At 70.5% G+C, this 22385-nt stretch carries 22 protein-coding genes; 9 read left to right on the top strand and 13 right to left on the bottom strand.

Going from position 1 to position 22385, the window contains the following annotated elements:
• Nucleotides 1–48: 48 nt before the first annotated feature.
• The gene (gene hppD, locus JAP66_RS16075) at nt 49–1233 is read right to left on the bottom strand and encodes a 4-hydroxyphenylpyruvate dioxygenase (protein WP_199432544.1); all 1185 of its coding nucleotides are present in this window, start codon (nt 1231–1233) and stop codon (nt 49–51) included.
• 121 nt (nt 1234–1354) lie between these two features.
• Here hppD and JAP66_RS16070 point away from each other — a divergent pair, with 121 nt between their 5' ends.
• A complete protein-coding gene (locus JAP66_RS16070) occupies nt 1355–1822 on the top strand; it encodes an Lrp/AsnC family transcriptional regulator (protein ID WP_199432543.1) in 468 nt (155 codons plus the stop codon).
• Nucleotides 1823–1870: 48 nt separating this feature from the next.
• Here JAP66_RS16070 and JAP66_RS16065 read toward each other — a convergent pair whose 3' ends face one another.
• From JAP66_RS16065 to JAP66_RS16055, 3 genes are all read right to left on the bottom strand, one after another.
• Nucleotides 1871–2677, bottom strand: a complete 807-nt coding sequence (locus JAP66_RS16065) for an MBL fold metallo-hydrolase (RefSeq protein ID WP_199432542.1) — start codon at nt 2675–2677, stop codon at nt 1871–1873.
• Between the two features lie 94 nt (nt 2678–2771).
• Nucleotides 2772–3269 (bottom strand): transcription elongation factor GreA, encoded by a 498-nt coding sequence (gene greA, locus JAP66_RS16060; RefSeq protein ID WP_199432541.1) that lies wholly within the window; start codon nt 3267–3269, stop codon nt 2772–2774.
• Between the two features lie 170 nt (nt 3270–3439).
• Nucleotides 3440–3817: a DUF4307 domain-containing protein gene (locus tag JAP66_RS16055; protein ID WP_199432540.1), complete on the bottom strand. Its 378-nt coding sequence runs from the start codon at nt 3815–3817 to the stop codon at nt 3440–3442.
• A 213-nt stretch (nt 3818–4030) separates the two neighbouring features.
• Here JAP66_RS16055 and mca point away from each other — a divergent pair, with 213 nt between their 5' ends.
• Nucleotides 4031–4945 (top strand): mycothiol conjugate amidase Mca, encoded by a 915-nt coding sequence (mca, locus tag JAP66_RS16050; RefSeq protein ID WP_199432539.1) that lies wholly within the window; start codon nt 4031–4033, stop codon nt 4943–4945.
• Nucleotides 4942–5319 (top strand): hypothetical protein, encoded by a 378-nt coding sequence (locus JAP66_RS16045; RefSeq protein WP_199432538.1) that lies wholly within the window; start codon nt 4942–4944, stop codon nt 5317–5319. Before mca ends, JAP66_RS16045 begins: the two co-directional genes overlap by 4 nt.
• Before the next feature lie 52 nt (nt 5320–5371).
• On the opposite strand, the gene JAP66_RS16040 is transcribed toward JAP66_RS16045, so the two are convergent.
• Complete coding sequence (locus JAP66_RS16040) at nt 5372–6124, bottom strand: ABC transporter permease (RefSeq protein WP_199432696.1); 753 nt, start codon at nt 6122–6124, stop codon at nt 5372–5374.
• Between the two features lie 68 nt (nt 6125–6192).
• Nucleotides 6193–7146 carry an ATP-binding cassette domain-containing protein gene (locus JAP66_RS16035; protein WP_199432537.1) on the bottom strand — a complete coding sequence of 318 codons (954 nt, stop codon included), beginning with the start codon at nt 7144–7146 and terminating at the stop codon, nt 6193–6195.
• Nucleotides 7147–7236: 90 nt separating this feature from the next.
• On the opposite strand from JAP66_RS16035, the gene JAP66_RS16030 reads away from it, so the two are divergent.
• From JAP66_RS16030 to JAP66_RS16015, 4 genes are all read left to right on the top strand, one after another.
• A complete protein-coding gene (locus JAP66_RS16030) occupies nt 7237–8022 on the top strand; it encodes a TetR/AcrR family transcriptional regulator C-terminal domain-containing protein (protein WP_307849582.1) in 786 nt (261 codons plus the stop codon).
• 12 nt (nt 8023–8034) lie between these two features.
• Nucleotides 8035–10041, top strand: coding sequence for a thioredoxin domain-containing protein (locus tag JAP66_RS16025; protein WP_199432536.1), 2007 nt, complete (start codon nt 8035–8037; stop codon nt 10039–10041).
• A 93-nt stretch (nt 10042–10134) separates the two neighbouring features.
• Nucleotides 10135–10692, top strand: a complete 558-nt coding sequence (gene abmR, locus JAP66_RS16020) for an ATP-binding transcription factor AbmR (protein ID WP_199432535.1) — start codon at nt 10135–10137, stop codon at nt 10690–10692.
• A 41-nt stretch (nt 10693–10733) separates the two neighbouring features.
• Nucleotides 10734–12656 carry an acyl-CoA dehydrogenase family protein gene (locus JAP66_RS16015; RefSeq protein WP_199432534.1) on the top strand — a complete coding sequence of 641 codons (1923 nt, stop codon included), beginning with the start codon at nt 10734–10736 and terminating at the stop codon, nt 12654–12656.
• Between the two features lie 136 nt (nt 12657–12792).
• Here JAP66_RS16015 and trhA read toward each other — a convergent pair whose 3' ends face one another.
• Nucleotides 12793–13440, bottom strand: a complete 648-nt coding sequence (gene trhA, locus JAP66_RS16010; RefSeq protein WP_199432694.1) for a PAQR family membrane homeostasis protein TrhA — start codon at nt 13438–13440, stop codon at nt 12793–12795.
• Nucleotides 13441–13557: 117 nt separating this feature from the next.
• Here trhA and JAP66_RS16005 point away from each other — a divergent pair, with 117 nt between their 5' ends.
• Nucleotides 13558–14337, top strand: coding sequence for an isoprenyl transferase (locus JAP66_RS16005; RefSeq protein ID WP_199432533.1), 780 nt, complete (start codon nt 13558–13560; stop codon nt 14335–14337).
• 70 nt (nt 14338–14407) lie between these two features.
• Here the strand turns inward: JAP66_RS16005 and JAP66_RS16000 are convergent, their stop codons facing one another.
• Nucleotides 14408–14638: a hypothetical protein gene (locus tag JAP66_RS16000; RefSeq protein ID WP_307849581.1), complete on the bottom strand. Its 231-nt coding sequence runs from the start codon at nt 14636–14638 to the stop codon at nt 14408–14410.
• Nucleotides 14639–15416: 778 nt separating this feature from the next.
• On the opposite strand from JAP66_RS16000, the gene phoH2 reads away from it, so the two are divergent.
• Complete coding sequence (phoH2, locus tag JAP66_RS15995) at nt 15417–16703, top strand: RNA 5'-3' helicase PhoH2 (protein WP_199432531.1); 1287 nt, start codon at nt 15417–15419, stop codon at nt 16701–16703.
• 123 nt (nt 16704–16826) lie between these two features.
• On the opposite strand, the gene JAP66_RS15990 is transcribed toward phoH2, so the two are convergent.
• The 5 genes from JAP66_RS15990 to JAP66_RS15970 form a co-directional block, all read right to left on the bottom strand.
• On the bottom strand, nt 16827–17666 hold the full coding sequence (locus tag JAP66_RS15990; protein WP_199432530.1) for an ABC transporter permease: 840 nt from the start codon (nt 17664–17666) through the stop codon (nt 16827–16829).
• Nucleotides 17666–18622, bottom strand: coding sequence for an ABC transporter ATP-binding protein (locus tag JAP66_RS15985; RefSeq protein ID WP_199432529.1), 957 nt, complete (start codon nt 18620–18622; stop codon nt 17666–17668). Before JAP66_RS15985 ends, JAP66_RS15990 begins: the two co-directional genes overlap by 1 nt.
• A 35-nt stretch (nt 18623–18657) precedes the next feature.
• Complete coding sequence (gene guaB1 / locus JAP66_RS15980; protein WP_199432528.1) at nt 18658–20097, bottom strand: GMP reductase; 1440 nt, start codon at nt 20095–20097, stop codon at nt 18658–18660.
• A 60-nt stretch (nt 20098–20157) separates the two neighbouring features.
• The gene (locus tag JAP66_RS15975; protein WP_199432527.1) at nt 20158–20781 is read right to left on the bottom strand and encodes an MBL fold metallo-hydrolase; all 624 of its coding nucleotides are present in this window, start codon (nt 20779–20781) and stop codon (nt 20158–20160) included.
• A 62-nt stretch (nt 20782–20843) separates the two neighbouring features.
• Nucleotides 20844–22355: an ATP-dependent DNA ligase gene (locus JAP66_RS15970; RefSeq protein WP_199432526.1), complete on the bottom strand. Its 1512-nt coding sequence runs from the start codon at nt 22353–22355 to the stop codon at nt 20844–20846.
• Between the last annotated feature and the right edge of the window lie 30 nt (nt 22356–22385).

Here is a 22385-nt window from a genome sequence, read left to right as displayed (position 1 = left end):
GTCGTACTGGTGGCAACGGCCGGGAAACACCGTGGCCGGCGCGCGGCGCTACAGGTTTCCGCGGCGCTGCTGCTCGCGCTCGATCGCCTCGAAGAGTGCCTTGAAGTTGCCCTTGCCGAAACCGAGGGAGCCGTGCCGCTCGATGAGCTCGTAGAACACCGTGGGCCGGTCGCCGATGGGCTTGGTGAAGATCTGCAGCAGGTAGCCGTCCTCGTCGCGGTCCACGAGGATGCCGTGCTCCTTGAGCGTCTCGATCGGCACGCGCACCTCGCCGATACGGGCCCGCAGCTCCGGGTCGTCGTAGTAGGAGTCCGGGGTGTTGAGGAACTCCACGCCCGCCGCGCGCATCGCCGTCACCGTCGCGATGATGTCGTTCGTCGCCAGCGCGATGTGCTGGCAGCCCGCGCCGCCGTAGAACTCCAGGTACTCGTCGATCTGCGACCGCTTCTTCGCGATCGCGGGCTCGTTGAGCGGGAACTTGACCCGGTGGTTGCCGTTCGACACCACCTTGCTCATCAGTGCCGAGTACTCGGTGGCGATGTCGTCGCCGACGAACTCCGCCATGTTCACGAAGCCCATGACGCGGCGGTAGAAGTCCACCCAGTAGTCCATCTTGCCGAGCTCGACGTTGCCGACACAGTGGTCGACGGCCTGGAACAGCCGCTTCGGGGCGTCGGCCGGGCGGGTGATGCCGCTGGTGCGGGCCTGGTAGCCGGGCAGGTAGGGGCCTGCGTAGCGGGAGCGGTCGACCAGTGAGTGCCGGGTCTCGCCGTAGGTGGCGATCGCCGCGAGGCGGACGGTGCCGTGCTCGTCGGAGACGTCGTGCGGCTCCTCGAGGATCGTCGCGCCCTGCGTGCGGGCGTGCTCGACGCACCGGTCGACGTCGGACACCTCGAGGGCGAGGTCGATCACCCCGTCGCCGTGCCTGCGGTGGTGATCCAGCAGCGGCGAGTCGGGGCGCACGCCGCCGTTGATGACGAAGCGCGCCGAGCCGGACTTCAGCACGAACGACTTGTGGTCGTGGTTGCCCGTCTCCGGGCCGGAGTACGCGACCAGTTCCATGCCGAACGCGACCTGGTAGAACCAGGCGGTCTGGGTGGCGTTGCCCGCGATGAACACGACCGCGTCCATGGCCTTCACCGGGAACGGGTCGGCCGAAGGGTCGTGGTCGACGAGGCCCACGAGCTGCCGGAGCTGGTCGTAGCTGACGTCGTCGAGCGCTGGGTTCGTCATATCCGAAGGATGCTCCTGACAGGTCAGGGTGAGCAATCGAGGCCGGATTCGCTGGACAATCTGTGCAATGATTCGCAGAATCGGTTGATCGAATCAGGCAGTTTGCGCAGGAGGGGGTGCGGTGAGTCTGGACGCGCTGGACGCCCGGCTGCTGTTGCTGCTCACCGACGCACCACGGCTGGGCGTGCTGGAATGCGCCCGGCGGCTCGGCGTCGCGCGCGGCACCGTGCAGGCCCGGCTCGACCGGCTCACCGAGCGCGGGGTGCTCACCGGCTTTCCCCCAGAGCTCGACCTGGCGGCGATGGGTTACGGGCTCACGGCGTTCGCCGTGCTGGAGATCGCGCAGGGCCGCCGTGCCGAGGTGGCCGCGGCGCTGGCCGCGATCGACGAGGTGTGCGAGGTGCACGCGACCACCGGCCAGGGGGATCTGTTCGTGCGTATGGTCGCGCGCTCCAACGACGACTTGCAGCGCGTGATCGACGAGGTGGTCGGTGTGCCGGGCGTGCGCAGGACGTCCACCTCGATCGCCCTGTCCACGCCGGTGCCGCAGCGCGTGCGCCCGCTGCTGGAACGCGCCGCGAGAACCTGACCGAACATCCTGGTCACCTCGTGAGTGGCCACGCGAGTTCTAACTCGGCTACGCACTCACGAGGTCGAGGTAACGCTCGACGGAGTGGCGCACCACCTCGTTGCCCTCCCCGCGGACCACGGCCGCCCACCAGGCCCCGTAGATCTCGTCGAAGGTGTACCCCGCCAGCAGCTCGCCCGCGCGCCGGACGATGCTGGGCCGCTCCGGCAGGTAGTTCGGGTAGCTGTACATGAAGGCCACCAGGTCGTGGTTGGGCACGACCTGCACGATGTCCCCGCTGAGCAGCGCGCCCTTGCCCTCGGCGCCGTCGCGCCAGTGCAGCACCGTGCCGCCCGCGAAGTGCACTCCGAGGTTGACCAGCGTCAGGTCGTCGGCGAGCCGGTGTTCCCCGCCGCGCCACAACCGCACCCGCGGGTCGGGCCTGCCGATCCACTGCTGGTCCTTCTCGTGCAGGTGGATGGGCACGTCGAACGCGTCGGCCCACTCGACCATGGTCGTGTAGTAGTGCGGGTGGCTGATCGCGATCGCGCTGATGCCGCCGAGTTCGCGGATCTCGCCGATCAGGTCGTCGTCGAGGTAGGGGACGCAGTCCCACAGGATGTTGCCGGACGCGGCGCGGACCAGCAGCGCCCGCTGGCCGATCCCGAACTTCGGCTGGACGCCGATCCCGGTGACGCCGGGACCCTCCTCCTCGATCGAGAAGGTGTGCTCGCCCGCGCGCAGCTCGGCGAGGGTCGTCCACTGCTGGCCGGAGCGGGGAACGTACTGGCGCTCGTCCTCGCAGATCGGGCAGTCGGGCCGGGGTGCCCCGTACTGCGTGCCGCACGTGACGCAGATGGGCAGGTGAGAAGCCATGGGACGAACCTAGTGCCCGGCGTGTCCGCACGTCCCGCACCGGCCCCGGCGGAGATCGCCGGGGCCGGTGCGGTGTTCTGGTTCGGGGCGGAGCTCAGGCGCCGTAGGGGACCGCTCGCACCAGCGTGACCTTCTGGGTGCGGCCGTTGGGCAGGTCGTACTCGCGCGCCTCGCCTTCCTTGGCACCGAGCAGAGCCTTGCCGAGCGGCGAGTCGGGGGAGTAGACCTCGATCTCTCCCTCCGCGCCTTCCTCACGGGTGGCGAGCAGGAACTTCTCTTCGTCGTCATCGCCGTCGTACCGCACGGTCAGCACCATGCCGGGCTCGGCGACACCGTCGTTCTGCGGAGCCTCGCCGACCTTCGCGGTGCGAAGCAACTCCTGCAAGTGCCGGATGCGGGCTTCCTGCTGCCCCTGCTCCTCACGGGCGGCGTGGTAGCCCCCGTTCTCCTTGAGGTCGCCCTCTTCCCGGCTGTCGTTGATCTTCGCTGCGATGACCGGACGATTCTCGATCAGTTCGTCGAGCTCGTGCTTGAGCCTGTCGTAGGCATCCTGGGTCAGCCAGGTCACCTTGGTGTCGCTCACGGTCACCATCTCCTCCTAGGGCCTGCCAGGCCTGGGTATACAAGCCGGCCGCCACGCTTGCGTGGCTGAGATAAAGGAAAAACACGGCCCGCCTGGGGCCGTGCCGGTAGATCAGGATAACACGATCGGCACCGCCGATGCTGCTCAGTTCACAGCTCAGCGGGCGCTCGGCGCACTGTTCACCCCGTTGGCCGATATGGGGTTGACATGTACTTGGGCACATTATAGGAGCAGCCGAACACATCCGCTGTCACGGGCCTCCCGACACTCCGAACGACCGTGGACAGCCGTTCCTCCCCGGATGGGACGTAAATCTCTTTGCGTCCGCTTTCCGTGCCCGCCGCGTTCAGTACGCGTACAATGCACACCGCCGCGCGCTCGGGTTCGCTCCGGTTCACGTCGATGGTGATCTCCATGGCGTTGCCCGGCTGCTCGCTGAACGTCACCCGCTGCGCCTCGATCGGCGCGTTGCCCAGGTTGCGATAGCCCACGTAGGCGGCCGTGCCGCTGATCAGGACCGCGATGAGCGCGAACACCCAGAGTCGCCAGCCGCGCATCGCCCGCGGGGTCCGGCGGGACCTGCCGTAACGACCCTCCGGGAGCGGGCCGCCCGGGATGGCGTGTCCGGTGCCCAAACCAGGCCTCCCGATCGTTCCTGTCGTCGTGGTGAGGACAATGGAGTTCGTGCCTCGCGTGACGAGTATCCGCGTGGTGGCAGAGGCGCGGGCCGCCGGGTCCGCGGAAACTGGGTGAGAAGGGACCAGTCGGTCATGGTGGGAACTGACGGGCGGACAGCGACCAGCACCGGCGCGGGACTCCGGCTGATGGCGGTACACGCCCACCCCGACGACGAGTCGAGCAAGGGCGCCGCGTCGATGGCGCGCTACGTCGCCGAGGGGCACGAGGTCATGGTGGTGACCTGCACCGGGGGCGAGGCAGGCAGCGTGCTCAACCCGGCGATGGACCGCCCTGAGGTGCACACGAACATGACGGAGGTCCGCCGGGAGGAGATGGCCCGCGCGGCGAAGATCCTCGGCGTGCACCACCGCTGGCTCGGGTTCGTCGACTCCGGGTTGCCGGAGGGCGAGCCGATGCCGCCGCTGCCCGAGGGCTGCTTCGCGATGGTCCCGCTGGAGGAGTCCACCGAGGCCCTGGTGCGCGAGATCCGCGAGTTCCGGCCGCACGTGATCGTCACCTATGACGAGAACGGCGGCTACCCGCATCCCGACCACATCCGCTGCCACGAGGTGTCGATGGCCGCCTACGACGCCGCACCCGACCCCGAGCGCTTCCCGGACGCCGGCGAGCCGTGGCAGCCGCTGAAGCTGTACTACTCGCACGGTTTCTCCCGCGCGAAGCTCACCGCCTTTCACGAGAGCCTGGTCGCGCGCGGCCTCGACTCTCCCTACGAGGAGTGGCTCGGCAGGTGGGACCCGGACAAGGCGGATGTGATGGAGCGGGTCACCACCCGCGTCCGCTGCGAGGACTACTTCGAGGTCCGTGACGAGGCGCTCAAGGCGCACGCCACGCAGATCGACCCGAACAGCAGGTGGTTCGCTGTGCCGCTGGACATGCAGCGCGAGGTGTGGCCCACCGAGGAGTACGAGCTGGTGCGCTCGCTTGTGGACAGCACCCTGCCGGAGGACGATCTGTTCGCGGGGGTCCGAGAGAAGGTAGGGACATGACGTTACCCGCGTTCGCCGCCGTGCCCGTGCTGACCGGCGCCGCGGCGCTCGCGCAGCAGCCGGGCAACGGCGACGGCGGTGGCCAGGGCGAGGACTTCGGCAAGTCCTCGCCCGTCGGCCTTTTCCTCTTGCTGATCTTCCTGATCGCGGTGGCGCTCCTGGTCCGCTCCATGACCAAGCACCTCAAGCGGGTGCCGGAGAGCTTCGACGAGCCCGAGCAGCAGGCGGCCGGCACGGGCAGCACCGACGGCACGGGCAGCACGGACGGCGCGGCCCGTGCGGGCGAAGCGGCCGCGGACGATCAGCCGGCCGGCGAGGCCCGGCGGGGCGGAGCCGAGCACGACCCGGCCGCCGAGGAGCCCCGCACCTCGTGAGTGCGCACACGAGCTAGAACTCGCGTACGCACTCACGAGCGGTGACGGCCTCTCAACGGCTCAGCCGCCGGTAGCGGCGGATCGACAACGGGGCGAACACGGCGATGAACAGTGCGGGCCAGAGCAGCGCCGTCAGCAGCGGGTACTGCGCCGGCCACGACTCGCCCGCCCAGGCCGGGTTGCCGAACAGTTCGCGGGTCGCGGCGACGGTCGCCGACAGCGGGTTCCACTCGACGGCGGTGCCGAGCCAGCCCGGCATCGTGCCCGGCGGTACGAATGCGTTGGACAGGAAGCCCAGTGGCCACACCAGGATCTGCAGTGCCATGACCGACTCGGCGCTCCGCAGCACGAGACCGAGATAGATGCCCATCCACAGCATCGCCAGCCGCAGCAGCAACAGCAGTCCGAAGGCCGCGAAGGCGGCGGCGAGACCGCCGTGCCAGCGCCAGCCGATCGCCAGCCCCGCGGCGACGAGCGCGGCCAGCGTCAGCACGGCGTTCAGCAGGTCGGCGGCGCTGCGGCCCACGACGACCGCGGACGAGGCCATCGGCAGTGACCGGAAGCGGTCGGTGACGCCGCGCGCCACGTCGGTGCTGATCGCGGTGAACGTCGCCTCGATGCCGAACACCATGCTCAGGGCGAGCACGCCCGGTACCAGGAACTCCCGGTAGTTGCCGCCGGGCGCGGACATGGCGCCGCCGAAGAGGTAGCCGAACATCAGCATCACCATCACCGGGAACAGCAGCCCGGCCACGACGAGCCCCGGCTGGTTCGCCCAGTGCATGAGGTCGCGCCGGGTCATCATCCAGCCGTCGGCGACCGCCCAGCGCAGCCGCTCCCGCGGTGTGCCGGGAACGACGAAGGTCGGCGTGCTCACGAGTGCACCTCCTTCTTCGTCAGGTGCAGGAAGACCTCGTCCAGGGTCGGCCGTCGCAGCGCGACGTCCTCGGCGGCGATTCCGGCGTCGTCGAGCGCGCGGACAAGCTCCGTCAGCGCGGCCATCCGGTCGCGTACCGGAACACTGACCCGGCGCCGGTCGGGCTCTGTCTCGGCGTCGGCACCGGCGACCGCGCGCACCACCTCCGCCGCCGCCGGGAGGTCGGCGGTGTCGTGGACCACCACGTCGAGGCGGTCGGCTCCGATCCGCCGTTTCAGCTCGTCCGGTGTGCCGTCGGCGATGACCCGGCCGCCGTCGAGCACCGAGATGTGCTCGGCGAGCTGGTCGGCCTCGTCGAGGTACTGGGTGGTCAGCAGCACGGTGGTGCCCGCGTCCGCCAGCTCGCGGACCGCGTCCCACATCTCGTTGCGGCCGCGCGGGTCGAGGCCGGTGGTCGGCTCGTCCAGGAACAGCACCGGCGGCGCCAGGATCAGGCTGGCCGCGAGATCGAGCCGCCTGCGCATGCCGCCGGAGTACTCCTTGACCGGCCTTCCCGCGGCCTCGGTCAGCCGGAACGTCGCCAGCAGTTCCTCGGCGCGGCGCTCGGCCGTCGCCGCGCCGAGGTGCTGCAGCCTGCCGAACAGCACCAGGTTCTGCCTGCCGGTGAGGATCTCGTCCACCGCCGCGTGCTGCCCGACCAGCCCGATGCGGTACCGCACCTCCATCGCTTGCCGCCGCACGTCGTATCCGGCGATGCGTGCGGTGCCGGAGTCGGGGCGCGTGAGGGTGGTCAGGATGCGTACCGCGGTGGTCTTGCCCGCCCCGTTCGGTCCGAGCAACCCGTGCACGGTGCCGGCCGGCACCGTCAGGTCGAACCCGTCGAGCGCCACCGTGTCGCCGTATCTCTTGCGCAGGTCTTCGGCCACCACGGCCGGACCGGTGCGGTTCATCGCCACCTCTAACTCTCTACGTTGTATGGAGATCGCGGAGATGATAGCTATACACTGTATAAAGTGCAACTGGATGGGTATGGTGCCCGCGTGACGAGCGTGTACAGCGGTAGTGGCGACCCCAAGCGCAGCATCGAGCTGCTCTGGGGCATCCAGGAGCGGCCGCGGCGGGGCCCCAAGCCACGACTGACCGTCGACGGCATCGCGGCGCAGGCCATCGCCATCGCCGACGCCGAGGGGCTTTCCGCGCTCTCCATGCGACGGGTCGCGGCCGAGCTCGGGGTCACGGCCATGTCGCTCTACAGCTACGTGCCCGGCAAGGCGGAGCTCGTCGACGTCATGGCCGACCGGGTGTTCGGCGAGCTCGCCGCGGCCGGGGACGAACCCGAGGGCTGGCGCGCCGGCCTTGAGCTCGTCGCGCGGCGGAGCTGGGACCTCTACCTCCGGCATCCGTGGCTGCTGCAGGTGGCGACGAGCAGGCCGCTGCTCGGGCCGAACGTCATCGCGAAGTACGACCAGGAGTTGTGCGCGGTCGCCGGCACCGGCCTCACCGTCATCGAGATGGACCTGACGGTGACGCTGGTGGCCAACTACGTCCACGGCGCCGTGCGCGGCGCCATCGAGGCCGCGCAGGCCGAGCAGCGGACCGGGATGAGCGACGACGTGTGGTGGGAGCAGTACGCGCCGTTGCTGGAGAAGGTGTTCGACGCGGAGCGTTATCCCACGGCTGCCGCCGTGGGCCCGGTGGCCGGCGAGGAGCTCGGTGCGGGCGACCCGGCCCGGGCGTTCGAGTTCGGCCTCGAACGGCTGCTCGACGGCATCGAGGTGCTCATCCGGGGGCGGGCCGGGGAGGCGGCGGATCGGGATCGCGTGTGAGACGGTGGAAACGTGAACCGTCTAGCCAGTGCCACCTCGCCGTACTTGCTGCAACATGCCGAGAACCCGGTGGACTGGAGGCCGTGGAGCGCCGAGGCCCTCGCGGAGGCGAAGCGGCGGAACGTGCCGATCCTGCTGTCCATCGGTTACGCGGCCTGCCACTGGTGTCACGTGATGGCGCACGAGTCGTTCGAGGACGAAGAGACCGCCGCGCTGATGAACGAGAACTTCGTCAACATCAAGGTCGACCGTGAGGAGCGCCCGGACATCGACGCCGTCTACATGACGGCGACGCAGGCGATGACCGGCCAGGGCGGCTGGCCGATGACGTGCTTCCTCACGCCGGAAGGCGAGCCGTTCCACTGCGGCACCTACTACCCGCCCGCGCCGCGCCACGGGATGCCGTCGTTCAAACAGCTCATCCAGGCGGTCGTGCAGGCGTGGGCCGAGCGCCCCGGCGAGCTGCGGGAGGGCGCGGGCAAGATCGTCAGCCACCTGGCGGAGCAGACCGGGCCGCTGCAGGCGTCCACAGTAGACGACGAAACGCTCGCCGCCGCGGCGGCGAAGCTCGCCGACGAGGCCGACACCGAGCACGGCGGCTTCGGCGGTGCGCCGAAGTTCCCGCCCTCGATGGTGCTGGAGTTCCTGGTGCGCCACTACGAGCGGACGGGTTCCGTGGACGCGCTGGCCCTCGCGGAGTCCGCGGCCGACGGGATGGCTCGCGGCGGCATCTACGACCAGCTCGCCGGGGGCTTCGCGCGGTACTCGGTGGACGCGGCCTGGGTGGTGCCGCACTTCGAGAAGATGTTGTACGACAACGCTCTGCTGCTGCGCGCCTACGCGCATCTCGCCCGCCGGACGGACTCCGCGCTGGCGAAGCGGGTGGCCGGTGAGACGGCCGACTTCCTGCTGCGCGACCTGCGCACGCCCGAGGGCGGGTTCGCGGCGTCGCTCGACGCCGACACCGAGGGCGTGGAAGGGCTGACCTATGTCTGGACCCCGGCGCAGCTCGTCGAGGTGCTCGGGCGCGAGGACGGCCACTGGGCGGCGGATCTTTTCGCGGTGACGCCGGAGGGCACGTTCGAGCACGGCGCGTCGACGCTGCAGCTGCCGCGGGATCCGGACGACCCGGCGCGCTGGCTGCGCGTGCAGGCGACGCTGCTCGCCGCGCGGGACCGGCGGCCGCAGCCCGCCAGGGACGACAAGGTGATCGCCGCCTGGAACGGGCTCGCGATCACCGCGCTCGCCGAGGCCGGGATCGCGTTCGAGCGCCCGGAGTGGATCGACGCCGCGCGGGCGGCGGCGAGCCTGCTGCTCGACCGGCATCTGGTGGACGGCAGGCTGCGGCGCAGCTCCCGGGGCGGCGCCGTCGGCGAGGCGGCCGGCGTGCTGGAGGACTACGCGTGCCTCGCCGACGGGCTGCTGGCGCTGCACCAGGCGACCGGTGAGCCGCTGTGGCTCACGGAGGCGACGATGCTGCTGGACACCGCGCTGGCGCACTTCGCAGGCGACGAGCCGGGCGTCTTCTACGACACGGCCGACGACGCCGAAGCCCTCGTGCAGCGACCGGCCGACCCGGCGGACAACGCGAGCCCGTCCGGTGCGTCGGCGCTCGCCAACGCGTTGCTGACGGCCTCGGCGCTGGCCGGGCCAGAGCAGGCGGGCACGTACCGCGACGCGTGCGAGCGGGCGATCGAACGAGCCGGCATGCTCGCCACGCGGGTACCCCGTTTCGCCGGGCACTGGCTGACCGCCGCCGAGGCGCTTCGGGCCGGGCCGGTGCAGGTGGCGGTCGTCGGTCCGGACGCCGCCGCGCGGTCCGGGCTGCTGGTGGAGGCGGCTCGTGCCGCGCACGGTGGCGCGGTGGTGCTGGCAGGGCCACCGGAGGCCGAGGGAGTGCCGCTGCTCGCGGACCGGCCGCTGGTGGACGGCGGTCCCGCCGCATATGTGTGCCGCGGCTACGTGTGCGAGCGGCCGGTCACGACACCCGGCGAGCTGGCCACCGCCCTCGCCTCGTAGGCACGTACGCCGAGCGAGAACGTGGTTTCCACCTACCTTGCCTCCGCGTAACGTCGGTAGCGACGTAATCATGTAATCGACTTGGAGGCGAGCATGGGACGTGGTTGGAAAGGCCGCGGCGGCTGGCAGCACGCGGAGGTGCCGAGCGCGGACGATGCGGCGGCCTGGTTCAGTGGCAGGTTGCCGGACGAGTGGTTCACCGGCGAGCCCGAGATCACGGTGGACAGGGACGAGATACTGCTCGTCGGGGAACTGCCCCCACTGACCGGCGAGTACGCCGACGACGCTGCGCGGGCGGCGGCGGAATCCGGGCGGATCAGCCGGTTCCGCGAGGAGACCCGCGACGAGCGCATCGAGATCGCCAGGCAGGCCGAGCACCGCTACCGGCGCAAGGTGTCCTGGGGCGCGCGGCTCGGCGGTACGACCGAGCTGTTCACCACACTGTCGGCACCGGTGATGACGCGGCTTCGGCAGCCGGAACGGCGCGTGCTCGACACACTCGTTGACGCGGGCGTGGCCCGCTCGCGGTCGGAGGCGCTGGCCTGGGCTGTCCGGTTGGTGGGCGAGCACACCGACTCGTGGCTGAGCGAGCTGCGCGCGGCGATGTCCACGGTCGACGATCTGCGCACCAAGGGTCCCGACCTCGGCTGACTCGCACTGCGGTGCCGTCCCGGTTGCGGCAGCCTGGTGACATGACCTCGTTGCCGACGGCCACCGAGATCGATCCGGGCACGTTGACGGCGCTGCTCGACGGGCGCTGGGCCAAGATCCGGCGGGAGATCCGCGAGCAGGTGGCCGACACCAGGTTCCGCGAGCCGTACGGCCTGGACGTCGAGCGGCACCGGGAACAGGTGCTTGAGCAGTTGCACGAGCTGGCCAGGACCGGAAGGCCCCGGCTGGGATTCTCGGCGGAGTACGGCGGCGGCGACGACGTCGGCGGTTCCATCACGTCGTTCGAGATGCTGGCCTTCGGCGACCTCTCGCTGATGGTGAAGGCGGGCGTGCAGTGGGGGCTGTGCGGCGGCGCCGTGCAGCTGCTCGGCACGCGCAGGCACCACGAGCGGTACCTGCGGCGGATCATGGACCTGGACCTGCTCGGCTGCTTCGCGATGACCGAGACCGGGCACGGCTCCGACGTCCAGCACCTGCGCACCACGGCGACCTACGATCCGGCCGCGCAGGAGTTCGTGATCACCACGCCGGACGAGTCGGCGCGCAAGGACTACATCGGCAACGCGGCGCGGGACGGGCAGCTCGCCGTCGTCTTCGCGCAGTTGATCACCGCGGGCGAGGGACGTGGGGTGCACGCGTTCCTCGTGCCGATCCGGGACGAGGAGGGGGCCGCGGCGCCCGGCGTGCGGATCGAGGACTGCGGGGTCAAGGCCGGGCTGAACGGCGTCGACAACGGGCGGTTGGTGTTCGACCACGTGCGGGTGCCGCGCACGGCACTGCTGAACCAGTACGGCGACGTCGCCGAGGACGGCACGTACTCCAGCCCCATCGAGAGCGACGGCAAGCGCTTCTTCACGATGCTCGGCACGCTCGTGCGCGGCCGGATCAGCGTGGCGGGCAGCGCGGGAAGTGCGACGAAGCGGGCACTCACCATCGCGATCCGCTACGGCGAGCGGCGGCGGCAGTTCCAGCGTCCCGACGACTCCGAGGAGGTCGTCATCCTGGACTACCGGGCACACCAGCGGCAGTTGCTGCCCGCGCTCGCAAAGACCTATGCGCTGCACTTCGCCCAGGAGGAGCTCGTCGCGGCACTGCACGAGATCCAGAGTGCAGGCGGGGACGTCGACGACCGCAGGCAGCGGGAGCTGGAGTCCAGGGCGGCCGGGCTGAAGGCGGCGGCCACCTGGCACGCGACCGAGACGATCCAGACCGCCCGTGAGGCGTGCGGCGGTGCGGGTTACCTCGCGGAGAACATCCTGCCCGCGCTGAAGGCGGACACCGACGTGTTCACCACGTTCGAGGGCGACAACACGGTGCTGCTGCAGCTTGTCGCGCGGGGCCTGCTCACGCAGTACCGGGACGACTTCCAGGACCTCAGCCCGCTCGCCACGATGCGTTTCCTCGCCGAGCAGTTCATGGACGCCGTCATCGAACGGACCTCGGCGCGCAAGGTGGTGGAGCGGATCGTCGAGGCGAGCCCTGGACGCGACGACGAGGAGGCGCTGTTCGACCGGGCCTGGCAGTGCCGCGCGTTCGAGGACCGTGAGGAGCACGTGCTCGACGGCGTGGCGCGGCGGCTGCGGCAGGCGACGCCGGAGAACGCTTTCGAGCTGTTCAACGAGGCGCAGGACCACGTGCTCCGGGCCGGCCGGGTGCACGTGGAGCGGCTGGTGCTGGAGGCGTTCGTCGCGGCGATCGACCGGTGCGACGACCCGGCGGCGAAGGGGCTGCTGGAGCGGCTGTGCGACCTGTACGTGCTGTCCAACATCGAGGCGGACCGGGCGTGGTTCATGGAGCACGGCCGCCTGACGGGTACGCGGGCGAAGGCGATCGTGGCGGCGGTGAACGACCTGTGCGGGGAGCTGCGCCCGCACGCCCGCACGCTGGTGGACGCCTTCGCCATCCCGGAGCAGTTCCTCGCGGCCCCGATGCTCGAGTCCTGACCCGCGAGGCCCCCGCCCAGGCCTGCGACTGCCGCGTCCAGGCCTGCGAGTGCCGCGTTCGCGCCTGCGGGTACCGCGTTGGCGTCGTCGTGAAGGCAGAACTCGCGGGTTCGAGCGGGGGACTCGCGGGCCGTGGCTAGGAGTACATGGCGAGCCAGATCGCGATGTAGTGCGAGATCGCGGCCAGCACGGTGCAGGCGTGGAAGAACTCGTGGTAGCCGAAGGTCCGGGGCCAGTGGTTCGGCCAGCGGGTGGCGTAGAAGATCGAGCCCAGGGTGTAGAAGACGCCGCCGACCAGCAGCAGCACGAGTGCGGCGACACCGGCGGTGCGCGCCAGCTCGGGCAGGACGAAGACGGCCACCCAGCCGAGCGCGATGTAGATCGGCACGCCCAGCCAGCGCGGCGCCCTTGGCCACAGCATCTTGAGCGTCACCCCGGCGATCGCGCCGCCCCACACGATGCCCAGCACGATGTAACCCGTCGGCTGCGACATCGCGAGCAGTGTGAACGGTGTGTACGTGCCGGCGATGAAGAGGAAGATCATCGAGTGGTCGGCGCGCTTCATCCACTGGTAGGCCCGCGGGCTCCAGATCCGCCGGTGGTAGAGGGCACTCACGCCGAACAGCCCCAGCACCGTGACCCCGTAGACCGAGGTGGCCAGTGCGGCGGTGGCGGAGACCGTCGAGGCGGCGAGAGCGATCAGCGTCGCCCCTGCGGCGACGGCGGCGAAGAAGCTCCAGAAGTGAATGTGCCCGCGGAGGCGGGGTCGATCCGTGACGTCCATGCTGTCGGCTCGCTGGGAATCGGTCGCCAAGCTCACGACTCCACGCTACGGACCGTAGGTTGCCGTCGCCAGGACAGCGCGGTGTGCTGTTCGTCGCCAGGCGTACGCTGCCGTGACGTGAGCCTTCGGTCCTTCCTCTCGAGAGTCGTCTACACCGCCTACTCCTGGCGCCTGAAGCAGCAAGCCGCCGGGCGCAGGCCCCGACACATCGGCATCATGCTCGACGGCAACAGACGCTGGGCGAGGGAAGCCGGTTTCACCGACGTCAACGACGGCCACCGCATGGGAGCCAAGAAGATCGCCGACTTCCTCGGCTGGTGCCGCGAGGCCGAGGTCGAGGTCGTGACGCTATGGCTGCTGTCCACCGACAACATGCGCAGCAGGTCGCCGGAAGAGGTCACGGCGCTGATGGAGATCATCCCGGAGGTCGTGGACGAACTGGCCAAACCGGGCACCTCGTGGCGACTGCGGATCGTCGGCGCGCTGGACACCCTGCCGACCGAGGTCACGGCCAGGCTCACCGCCGCCGCCCAGCGCACCGACGGCCGCAACGGCATGGTCGTCAACGTCGCTGTCGGTTACGGCGGCAGGCAGGAGATCGCCGACGCCGTGCGCAAACTGCTCCGGCAGCACGCCGACGAGGGCACGTCGATTCACGAGCTCGCGAAGATACTCGACGTCGACCATATTTCCGAGCACCTGTACACGTCAGGGCAGCCGGATCCCGACCTCATCATTCGTACATCCGGTGAGCAGCGCCTTTCCGGCTTTCTGTTGTGGCAGTCGGCGCACTCGGAATTCTGGTTCACCGAAGCCTATTGGCCCGCCTTCCGGCGGGTCGACTTCCTGCGGGCCCTGCGGGACTACGCGGTCAGGCACCGCAGGTACGGCGCCTGACCGGACATACACAGGCCGGTGGCCCGCGGGATGCTCCCGCGGGCCACCGGCCTCTCGTCTGGCGGAGGGATCAGTCGCCCGCCGGGTTGAGGATCAGGTGCGGCGTACGGGCGATGCCCGTGTAGGCGCCGGCGACCAGGGAGGCCGCGCCGTAGCCGAGTGCGCCGCCACCTTCGGTGAACTGGTAGAAGGCGTCGGAGAAGGTGATGCCGTCGTCGACGGGAACGGGAACGGGGGACTCCGCTGGGGTAGCGAACGCGGTGCCGCCGACCATCAGCAGCGCGGCAGTGGTGGCGGTCACGAAACCAGCCTTCTTCAGCACTTCGCACACTCCTAGTTCGTTTATTTCGAATCCGGGGCAACCGGGAAGTCCGGTGCGTCCGTGGAAAGGAAATTACTCCATTCAGCCGTACTGTGATCGTCCTGTTACACCATTGTGTGAGTCAGATTCGGGTGGTAACACCCGTTCGCCTGGGAACTCGTGGCGCTGCTGGCGAAAAACTTTTCGGGTTGGTATATACCTCGTTGCGGTGAACGCTGTGAACGAATTCATGGCTCGTATTGGTGACGGTTACCGGAACAGGGCTCCCGCGATCGGCGTAGCGGACACGGAGCGTGACTAAAACACCGTCATATGCGCGCTGTAAGTGATCACGGACTTTCCGTCAGATGACCAGTCGGCGAATCACCTGCCTGGCTGCCTGCATGAAGGCGCCGTCACAGGTAGCTTCCGAGGTGACGGGTCGCGAACCCATGCGGACCGTCGCGGGAGGCCCTGGTCGTGGCAGTGGTTGAGAGAACGGCGAAGCCGTTCAGGAAACGCACGAGGGGGCCGGCACCGGGCCCTCGTGGTCGCGGCTGACGCTTCGGCGTCGGGAGCGGACCAGCCAGGGCAGTGCCCGGCCCAGCGAGTGCGGGCGTGGTGCCACGCCCACGAGGGAGATGCCGTCGTGACTGCGCAGCGTTTGCCCCGAAAGGCCTCCGGCCGCTCTTCGACCAGTGCCACTGGCACTGAGGAAGCCCCTGGCGCCCCAGACTCGAAAGACTCCGGAGAATCCGACACACAGCGCTACACCTACGTGCTCGACACCTCGGTGTTGCTGTCCGACCCATGGGCGGTGACCAGGTTCGCCGAGCACTCGGTGGTGCTTCCGCTCGTCGTGATAAGTGAGCTGGAGGCCAAGCGCCACCACCCCGAACTGGGCTGGTTCGCGCGGGAGGCGTTGCGGCTGCTCGACGACCTACGGCGCACACACGGACGGCTCGACGCACCGGTGCCCATCGGTGAGCACGGCGGGACCCTGCACGTGGAGCTCAACCACTCGGACCCGACGGTGCTGCCGCCGGGCTTTCGCACCGACTCCAACGACCACCGCATCCTGGCCTGCGCGCTGAACCTCGCCGACGAGCTGACGTCGGTCACGCTGGTCACCAAGGACATCCCGCTGCGGGTGAAGGCCGGCGCCGTCGGCCTCGACGCGGACGAGTACCGCGCGCAGGAGGTGACCCCGTCCGGCTGGACCGGCACGGCCGACCTGCACGTTCCGCAGGAGGCGCTCGACGCCCTATTCTCGGACAGCACCGCCGACCTCACCGACTTCGGCGTGCCCGAGGCGGCCGAACTGCCGTGCCACACCGGGCTGCGGCTGCTCGCCGGAACGGCGAGCGCGCTCGGCCGGGTGACGCACGACAAGAAGGTCCGCCTCGTGCGCGGCGACCGGGAGGCCTTCGGCCTGCACGGGCGCTCGGCCGAACAGCGCATCGCGCTGGACCTGCTGCTCGACCCCGAGGTGGGGATCGTGTCGCTGGGCGGCCGGGCCGGTACGGGCAAGTCGGCGCTGGCGCTGTGCGCCGGGCTCGAGTCGGTGATGGAGCGCAGGGCGCACCGCAAGGTGGTGGTCTTCCGCCCGGTCTACGCGGTCGGCGGGCAGGAGCTCGGCTACCTTCCCGGCTCGGAGAGCGAGAAGATGCAGCCGTGGGCGCAGGCGGTTTTCGACACCCTCGGCGCCCTGGTCAGCGAGAACGTGCTCGACGAGGTGTTCGACCGGGGCATGCTGGAGGTGCTGCCGCTCACGCACATCCGCGGCCGCTCGCTGCACGACTCGTACGTGATCGTCGACGAGGCGCAGTCACTGGAGCGCAACGTCCTGCTCACCGTGTTGTCCCGGCTGGGGTCCGCGTCGCGCGTCGTGCTCACCCACGACGTCGGGCAGCGGGACAATCTGCGGGTCGGCAGGCACGACGGCGTCTCGGCGGTGATCGAGAAACTCAAGGGGCATCCGCTGTTCGCGCATGTGACGCTCACGCGCTCCGAGCGTTCGCCGATCGCCGCGCTGGTGACCGAGATGCTGGAGTACCACGGGTAGCCCACCGAGCCCACCGAGGCCACCGCCGGGTCTGGGCCCCCGCTGTGGCACGCTTTTCCGCCACAGTAGGGGAGAGTGCGCACGCGAGTTCTAACTCGGGTGCGCACTCACGACCCGCCGGGCTCAGTCGAGGGCGCGGCGCATGAAGCCCTTGATCCCGATCGCGCCGAAGAGCGCGATCGCGCCGATCGCCACCGGCACGTCGATCCACAGCGGGATGGACCGCACGGTGTCGCCGATGAGCAGCGAGCGCATGCCCTCGCTGACGTAGGTCAGCGGGTTCAGCGCGCACACCACCTGGAACCAGCGCAGGTGCTCCAGTCCGTACCACGGGAACTGCGTGGACCCCGTGAACATCAGCGGCACCAGGATCACCGCGAACATCACGTTGATGCGGCGGGGCGAGACGAGCGTGCCGATCGTCATGCCGATCGCGGCGCCGGCGAGCGAGCCGAGCACCACCATGCCGAGCACGCCCGGCCACGCCGACATCGGCCAGTGGATGCCTTCCAGGATCAGGAAACCGACCGGGATCATCAGCAACGCGGCGATGATCCCGCGCAGTGCGCCGAAGACCATCTTCTCCAGCGCGACCAGCGGGATCGGCATCGGCGCCAGCAACCGGTCCTCGATCTCCCGCGTCCAGGAGAAGTCGAGCACCAGCGGCATCGTCGTGTTCTGCAGCGCGCCGAGGAAGCCGTTGAGCGCCACGATCCCGGGCAGCAGGATCTGGACGAAGTTCTCCTCGACGTAGCCGATGCCGGTCAGCACAGTGCCGAAGATGAACAGCATGAAGAACGGCTGGATCACCACCTGGGCCAGGAACGGGCCCAGCTCCCTGCCGGTGACGAACACATCGCGCCAGAGCACGGCGAAGAAGGTTCGCGCGGCGGTCGCGGCCGTGGCCCGCGTCGGCGGTGTCGAGGGTGCGGTCCCGGCGGTCTGTGTCGTCGTGGTCGCCATTACCGCAGCTCCCGTCCGGTCAGGTGGATGAACACGTCCTCGAGACTGGGCCGGCCGATCGAGAGGTCGGTGACCGCGCAGCCCGCCGCGCCCGCCGTCCCGAGCACGTCCGGTAGTACCGCCGCCGGCTCGCGCCCGGTGTAGAGCCGGAACTGCTCGTCCGCCGTGTGCTCCACCCGTTCGATGCCGTCCACGGCGGCGAACTTGCCGCTCACGACGTCCGGATCGTGCCCGTCGGCGCTCACCGAAACGCTCAGCGTCGCACTGCCCGGCAGCGCGCGGGTGAGCGCGCCGGGCGTGTCCAGTGCGAGCAGCCTGCCGTGGTCGACGATGCCGACGCGGTCGCACAGTTTCTCGGCCTCGTCCATGTCGTGCGTGGTGAGCACGACGGTGACCCCCTCGCGGCGCAGGTCCGCGATCCGGTCGTGCACGAACAGGCGCGCCTGCGGGTCGAGCCCGGTCGAGGGCTCGTCGAGAAAGAGCACCCTCGGGTTGTGCATCAGCGCCCTGGCGATCATCACCCGCTGGGACTGGCCGCCGGAGACGAAGTCGATGCGCTCCTTCGCCTGGTCCGTGAGGCCCATCCGGTCGAGGATCTCGTCGGCCCGCCGGATGCGCTCGGCCCGGTCCACGCCGTGATAGATCGCGTGGAAGAGAAGGTTCTGCCGGATGTTGAGCGAGCGGTCCAGGTTGTTGCGCTGCGGGACCACCGCGAGCAGCTGCCGCGCCGTGCTCGGCGCCCGCACGACGTCCACGCCGTGCAGCTCGGCCCGGCCCGACGTGGGCCGCGCGCGCGTGGTGAGCACGCCGACCGTCGTCGTCTTACCGGCGCCGTTCGGGCCGAGCAGCCCGAACACCTCGCCGTGGTGCACGGCGAAGCTCAGCCCGTCCACCGCGTTCGGCCCGCTGCGCCGGTAGCGCTTGACCAGGTCCGTCACGACCACCGCTTCGTCCACACACCCAGCGTAGGGCGGTCTGCGGCGGCCGGCCGTCACCAGCCGGTGGGCAGCGGTCTGCCCTCCGCGAACCCCGCGCTCGACTGCACGCCCAGCACGGCACGCTCGTGCAACTGCTCCAGGGTGGCCGCACCCGCGTAGGTGCAGGCCGACCGCACTCCCGCGGTGATCGAGTCGAGCAGGTCCTCGACACCGGGGCGGGCGGGGTCGAGCGCCATCCGGGACGACGAGATGCCCTCTTCGAAGATGGCCTTCCGCGAGCGCTCGTACACGTCGTCGGTGCGGGTGCGCGCGCCGACCGCTCGCTTGGAGGCCATGCCGAAGGACTCCTTGTACGGCCTGCCGTGCTCGTCGTGGCGCAGGTCGCCGGGGGACTCGTGGGTGCCGGCGAACCAGGAGCCGACCATCGCGGCGGACGCGCCGGCCGCCAGCGCGAGCGCCACATCGCGGGGGTGCCGCACGCCGCCGTCGGCCCACACGTGCTTGCCGTGCGCGCGTGCCTCGGCCGCGCAGTCCAGCACTGCCGAGAACTGCGGGCGCCCGACGCCGGTCATCATGCGGGTGGTGCACATCGCGCCCGGCCCGACACCGACCTTGACCACGTCGGCGCCCGCCTCGATGAGGTCGCGCGTGCCCTCGGCGGTGACCACGTTGCCCGCCACCACCGGAACCGTCGGCGACACCGAGCGGACCGCCTTCAGCGCCGCCAGCATCTTCTCCTGATGTCCGTGCGCGGTGTCCACGACCAGCACGTCGACACCGGCACCGAGAACGGCCTCCGCCTTCGCGGCGACGTCACCGTTCACGCCGATCGCGGCCGCCACCCGCAGGCGCCCTTCCGCGTCCGCGGCGGGCCGGTAGATGTCCGCCCGCAGCGCGCCGACCGCGGTGAGCACCCCGGCGAGCCGTCCGTCCGCGTCGACGCCGAGGGCGAGCCTGCCACCGTGCGCGTGCAGACGGTCGAACACCTCGCGCGGGGGCGTGTCGAGCGGGCAGGTGAGCACGGCCGTGTCGGCGACCTCACCGAGCCGCGAGAACCGGTCCACGCCTGCGCATGAGACCTCGTCGACCACTCCGGCCGGCCGGCCCGTGGCGTCGACCACGACGACGGCGCCGTGTGCCCGCTTGCCGAGCAGGTTCAGCGCGTCGGCCACCGCGTCGCCAGGGGTGAGCACCAGCGGGGTGTCCCACACGGTGTGCCGGTCCTTGACCCAGGAGACGATGTCGGTCACCGCCGCCGCCTCGACATCCTGCGGTAGCACGACGAGGCCGCCGCGCCGGGCGACCGTCTCCGCCATCCGCCTGCCGGCGACCGCCGTCATGTTGGCGACCACGACCGGAATCGTCGTGCCGGTGCCGTCGGCGGTGGAGAGGTCGACGTCGAAACGGGACTCCACGGCCGATCGGTTCGGCAGCAGGTAGACGTCGTCGTAGGTCAGGTCGTGGGCGGGCCGGTGGCCATCCAGAAAGCGCACGAGGCTCCAGCTTACGTGGTCAAACCGGACAGGGCGGAACCGGTCCGCCGCCGTGCCCGGTCAGGGGACGGGCCAGCCCGTCGAGCCGTCTTTCTCGGCGCCGATCGTGGTGTGCTCGCCGTGGCCGGTGTAGACCGTGGTGTCGTCGGGCAGCGCGAACAGGCGCTCCCGGATCGACTTCACGATCGTCGGGTAGTCGGAGTACGAGCGGCCGGTGGCGCCCGGCCCGCCGCTGAAGAGAGTGTCACCGGTGAACACCGCGCCGAGGTCGGCCGCGTAAAGGCAGACCGCGCCCGGCGCGTGGCCCGGTGTGTGCAGGATGCTCAGCTCGGTGCCGGCGATCGACAGTGTCTGGGCGTCGCAGAGCTTGTCGTCCGGCGCCCGGTCCGGATGGGTGAGGTCCCACAGCCCGCGGTCCTCGGGGTGCAGCAGGATCGGTGCGCCGGTGCGTTCGGCCAGGTCGGGCGCGGCGTTGACGTGGTCGTTGTGGGCATGTGTGCACACGATGGCCCGGACGGCGCGCTCGCCGATCACGCCCGCGATCTGTCCGGCGTCGTGCGCGGCGTCGATGACGATCACCTCGGTGTCGTCGCCCACGATCCACACGTTGTTGTCGACGTTCCAGCTTCCGCCGTCGAGCTCGAAGACGCCCGACGTGACCAGGTTCTGCACAGTTGCTGCCATGCGACCGACCCTAACCGACCTCGCTGGGAGGGCCAGGAGGTTCGCGGCGGTGGCGGCGCCGATCAGCCGCGCAGCATCGCGCGCACGGCGTCGATCGTGTCCGCCTCGGCGGGGTCCTTGTCCGGCCGGTACCGCAGCACGCGGGCGAACCGGAGAGCGGCCCCGCCGGGGTAGCGGGTGCTCACCTGCGCGCCGTCCAGCTCGATCTCCACGACCAGCTCGGGGCGGACGTACACGGTCCAGTCGTCGCGGTGGGTCTCGATTCCCGGCAGCTCCGCGGTCTGCCAGGCGAGCAGCTCGTCGGTGAGCCCCTTGAACGTCTTGCCGACCATGATCGGCGGCCCGCCGTCGGGGTCGCGCGCGCCGAGATGCAGGTTCGACAGGTAGCCGGTACGCCTGCCGTGCCCCCACTCGGCGCCGAGCACCACGAGGTCGAGCGTGTGCACCGGCTTCACCTTCAGCCACGCGCGCCCGCGCCGCCCGGCCGCGTACGGCGAGTCGAGGTCCTTCACGAGCACGCCCTCGTGACCCGAGTCGAGCGAGCCGGACAGGATCGCCTCCGGGTCGGCGGGCTCGATCTCCCCGGGGATCACGTGCTCGCCGGCGACCTTGCGGAGCGCGGTGTTGCGCTCACGCAGCGGCGCGTCCAGCAGATCCGTCCCGTCGAGGTGCAGGCAGTCGAAGAAGTACGGGCGCAGCAGCAGCGCGCGGACCTGCTCCTCACGACTGCTCCCGAAGCGTGACATCGTCTCCTGGAACGGTCGGGGCCTGCCCTCGTCGGTGAGCGCCAGCGTCTCGCCGTCGAGGACCACGGACTCGCACGGCAGCGAGCGCACGAGGTCGGCGAGCTCGCCGACGTGCGGGGTGACGTCCCGCAGCGTGCGCGTGTAGACGCGGACCTCGTCGCCGTCGCGGTGCACCTGGATGCGCGCACCGTCCATCTTGTACTCCACCGAGACGGATCGCAGCTCGGCGAGCGCGTCGGCCAGCGTCTCCGCGGGCGAGGCCAGCATCGGGCGGACCGGCCTGCCCAGCTCGATCCGGAACTCGGCCAGCGCGGCGCTGCCGCCGGACATCGCCGCGCTCGCCGTCGCGGGCAGCCGCCCGGAGAGCATGAACGCCCGGCGCACCGCCTCGCCGGGCACCTCGGTGGCGGCGGCGATCGCGTCGACCATCACGCCTTCGAGCGCGCCCTGCCGGAGCTCGCCGGTCAGCAGCCGGAACAGGAAGCTCTGCTCGGCCTCCGTCGCGCGGGCGAACAGGCCGCCGAGCACCTCGGCGCGGCGGGCCGCCGAGCCGCTGCCCGTGGTCTCCGCGACCTCGCCGAGCGCGGTGTCGACCTCGGCGACCGTGAGTGACGGCTCGGCTGCGGGCTCGGTGCGCAGCGCGGCCAGCGTGCGCCAGCCGGCGCCGATCCGGCCCTGGGTGGGCGTGCCGGTCAGGAACGCGACCGTGGCCGCGAGCTCGCCGGCCGGGGCTGCGCCCAGCAGGTCGGCGAGGATCGTGGTCTTCGCCTTGCGCGAGCGCGTGGCGGCGAGCGCCGCCGAGGCGGCCACGACTTCGTGAAGCCACATGCCGACATCATCACCCCGGACACCGACATT

It is taken from the genome of Qaidamihabitans albus, from assembly GCF_016464705.1.
GTDB lineage: Bacteria > Actinomycetota > Actinomycetes > Mycobacteriales > Pseudonocardiaceae > Qaidamihabitans > Qaidamihabitans albus.
This window is presented reverse-complemented; position numbering and strand designations above follow the sequence as displayed.

Excerpts from the sequence above, each read along its gene's own strand:
- JAP66_RS16015 (WP_199432534.1), top strand. The coding sequence starts at position 10,734 with ATGACCTCGTTGCCGACGGCCACCGAGATCGATCCGGGCACGTTGACG.
- hppD (WP_199432544.1), bottom strand. The coding sequence starts at position 1,233 with ATGACGAACCCAGCGCTCGACGACGTCAGCTACGACCAGCTCCGGCAG.
- JAP66_RS16065 (WP_199432542.1), bottom strand. The coding sequence starts at position 2,677 with ATGGCTTCTCACCTGCCCATCTGCGTCACGTGCGGCACGCAGTACGGG.
- mca (WP_199432539.1), top strand. The coding sequence starts at position 4,031 with ATGGTGGGAACTGACGGGCGGACAGCGACCAGCACCGGCGCGGGACTC.
- abmR (WP_199432535.1), top strand. The coding sequence starts at position 10,135 with ATGGGACGTGGTTGGAAAGGCCGCGGCGGCTGGCAGCACGCGGAGGTG.
- JAP66_RS16040 (WP_199432696.1), bottom strand. The coding sequence starts at position 6,124 with ATGATGACCCGGCGCGACCTCATGCACTGGGCGAACCAGCCGGGGCTC.
- JAP66_RS15990 (WP_199432530.1), bottom strand. The coding sequence starts at position 17,666 with ATGGCGACCACGACGACACAGACCGCCGGGACCGCACCCTCGACACCG.
- trhA (WP_199432694.1), bottom strand. The coding sequence starts at position 13,440 with ATGGACGTCACGGATCGACCCCGCCTCCGCGGGCACATTCACTTCTGG.
- JAP66_RS15970 (WP_199432526.1), bottom strand. The coding sequence starts at position 22,355 with ATGTGGCTTCACGAAGTCGTGGCCGCCTCGGCGGCGCTCGCCGCCACG.
- JAP66_RS15975 (WP_199432527.1), bottom strand. The coding sequence starts at position 20,781 with ATGGCAGCAACTGTGCAGAACCTGGTCACGTCGGGCGTCTTCGAGCTC.
- JAP66_RS16045 (WP_199432538.1), top strand. The coding sequence starts at position 4,942 with ATGACGTTACCCGCGTTCGCCGCCGTGCCCGTGCTGACCGGCGCCGCG.
- JAP66_RS16035 (WP_199432537.1), bottom strand. The coding sequence starts at position 7,146 with ATGAACCGCACCGGTCCGGCCGTGGTGGCCGAAGACCTGCGCAAGAGA.
- greA (WP_199432541.1), bottom strand. The coding sequence starts at position 3,269 with ATGGTGACCGTGAGCGACACCAAGGTGACCTGGCTGACCCAGGATGCC.
- JAP66_RS16055 (WP_199432540.1), bottom strand. The coding sequence starts at position 3,817 with ATGCGCGGCTGGCGACTCTGGGTGTTCGCGCTCATCGCGGTCCTGATC.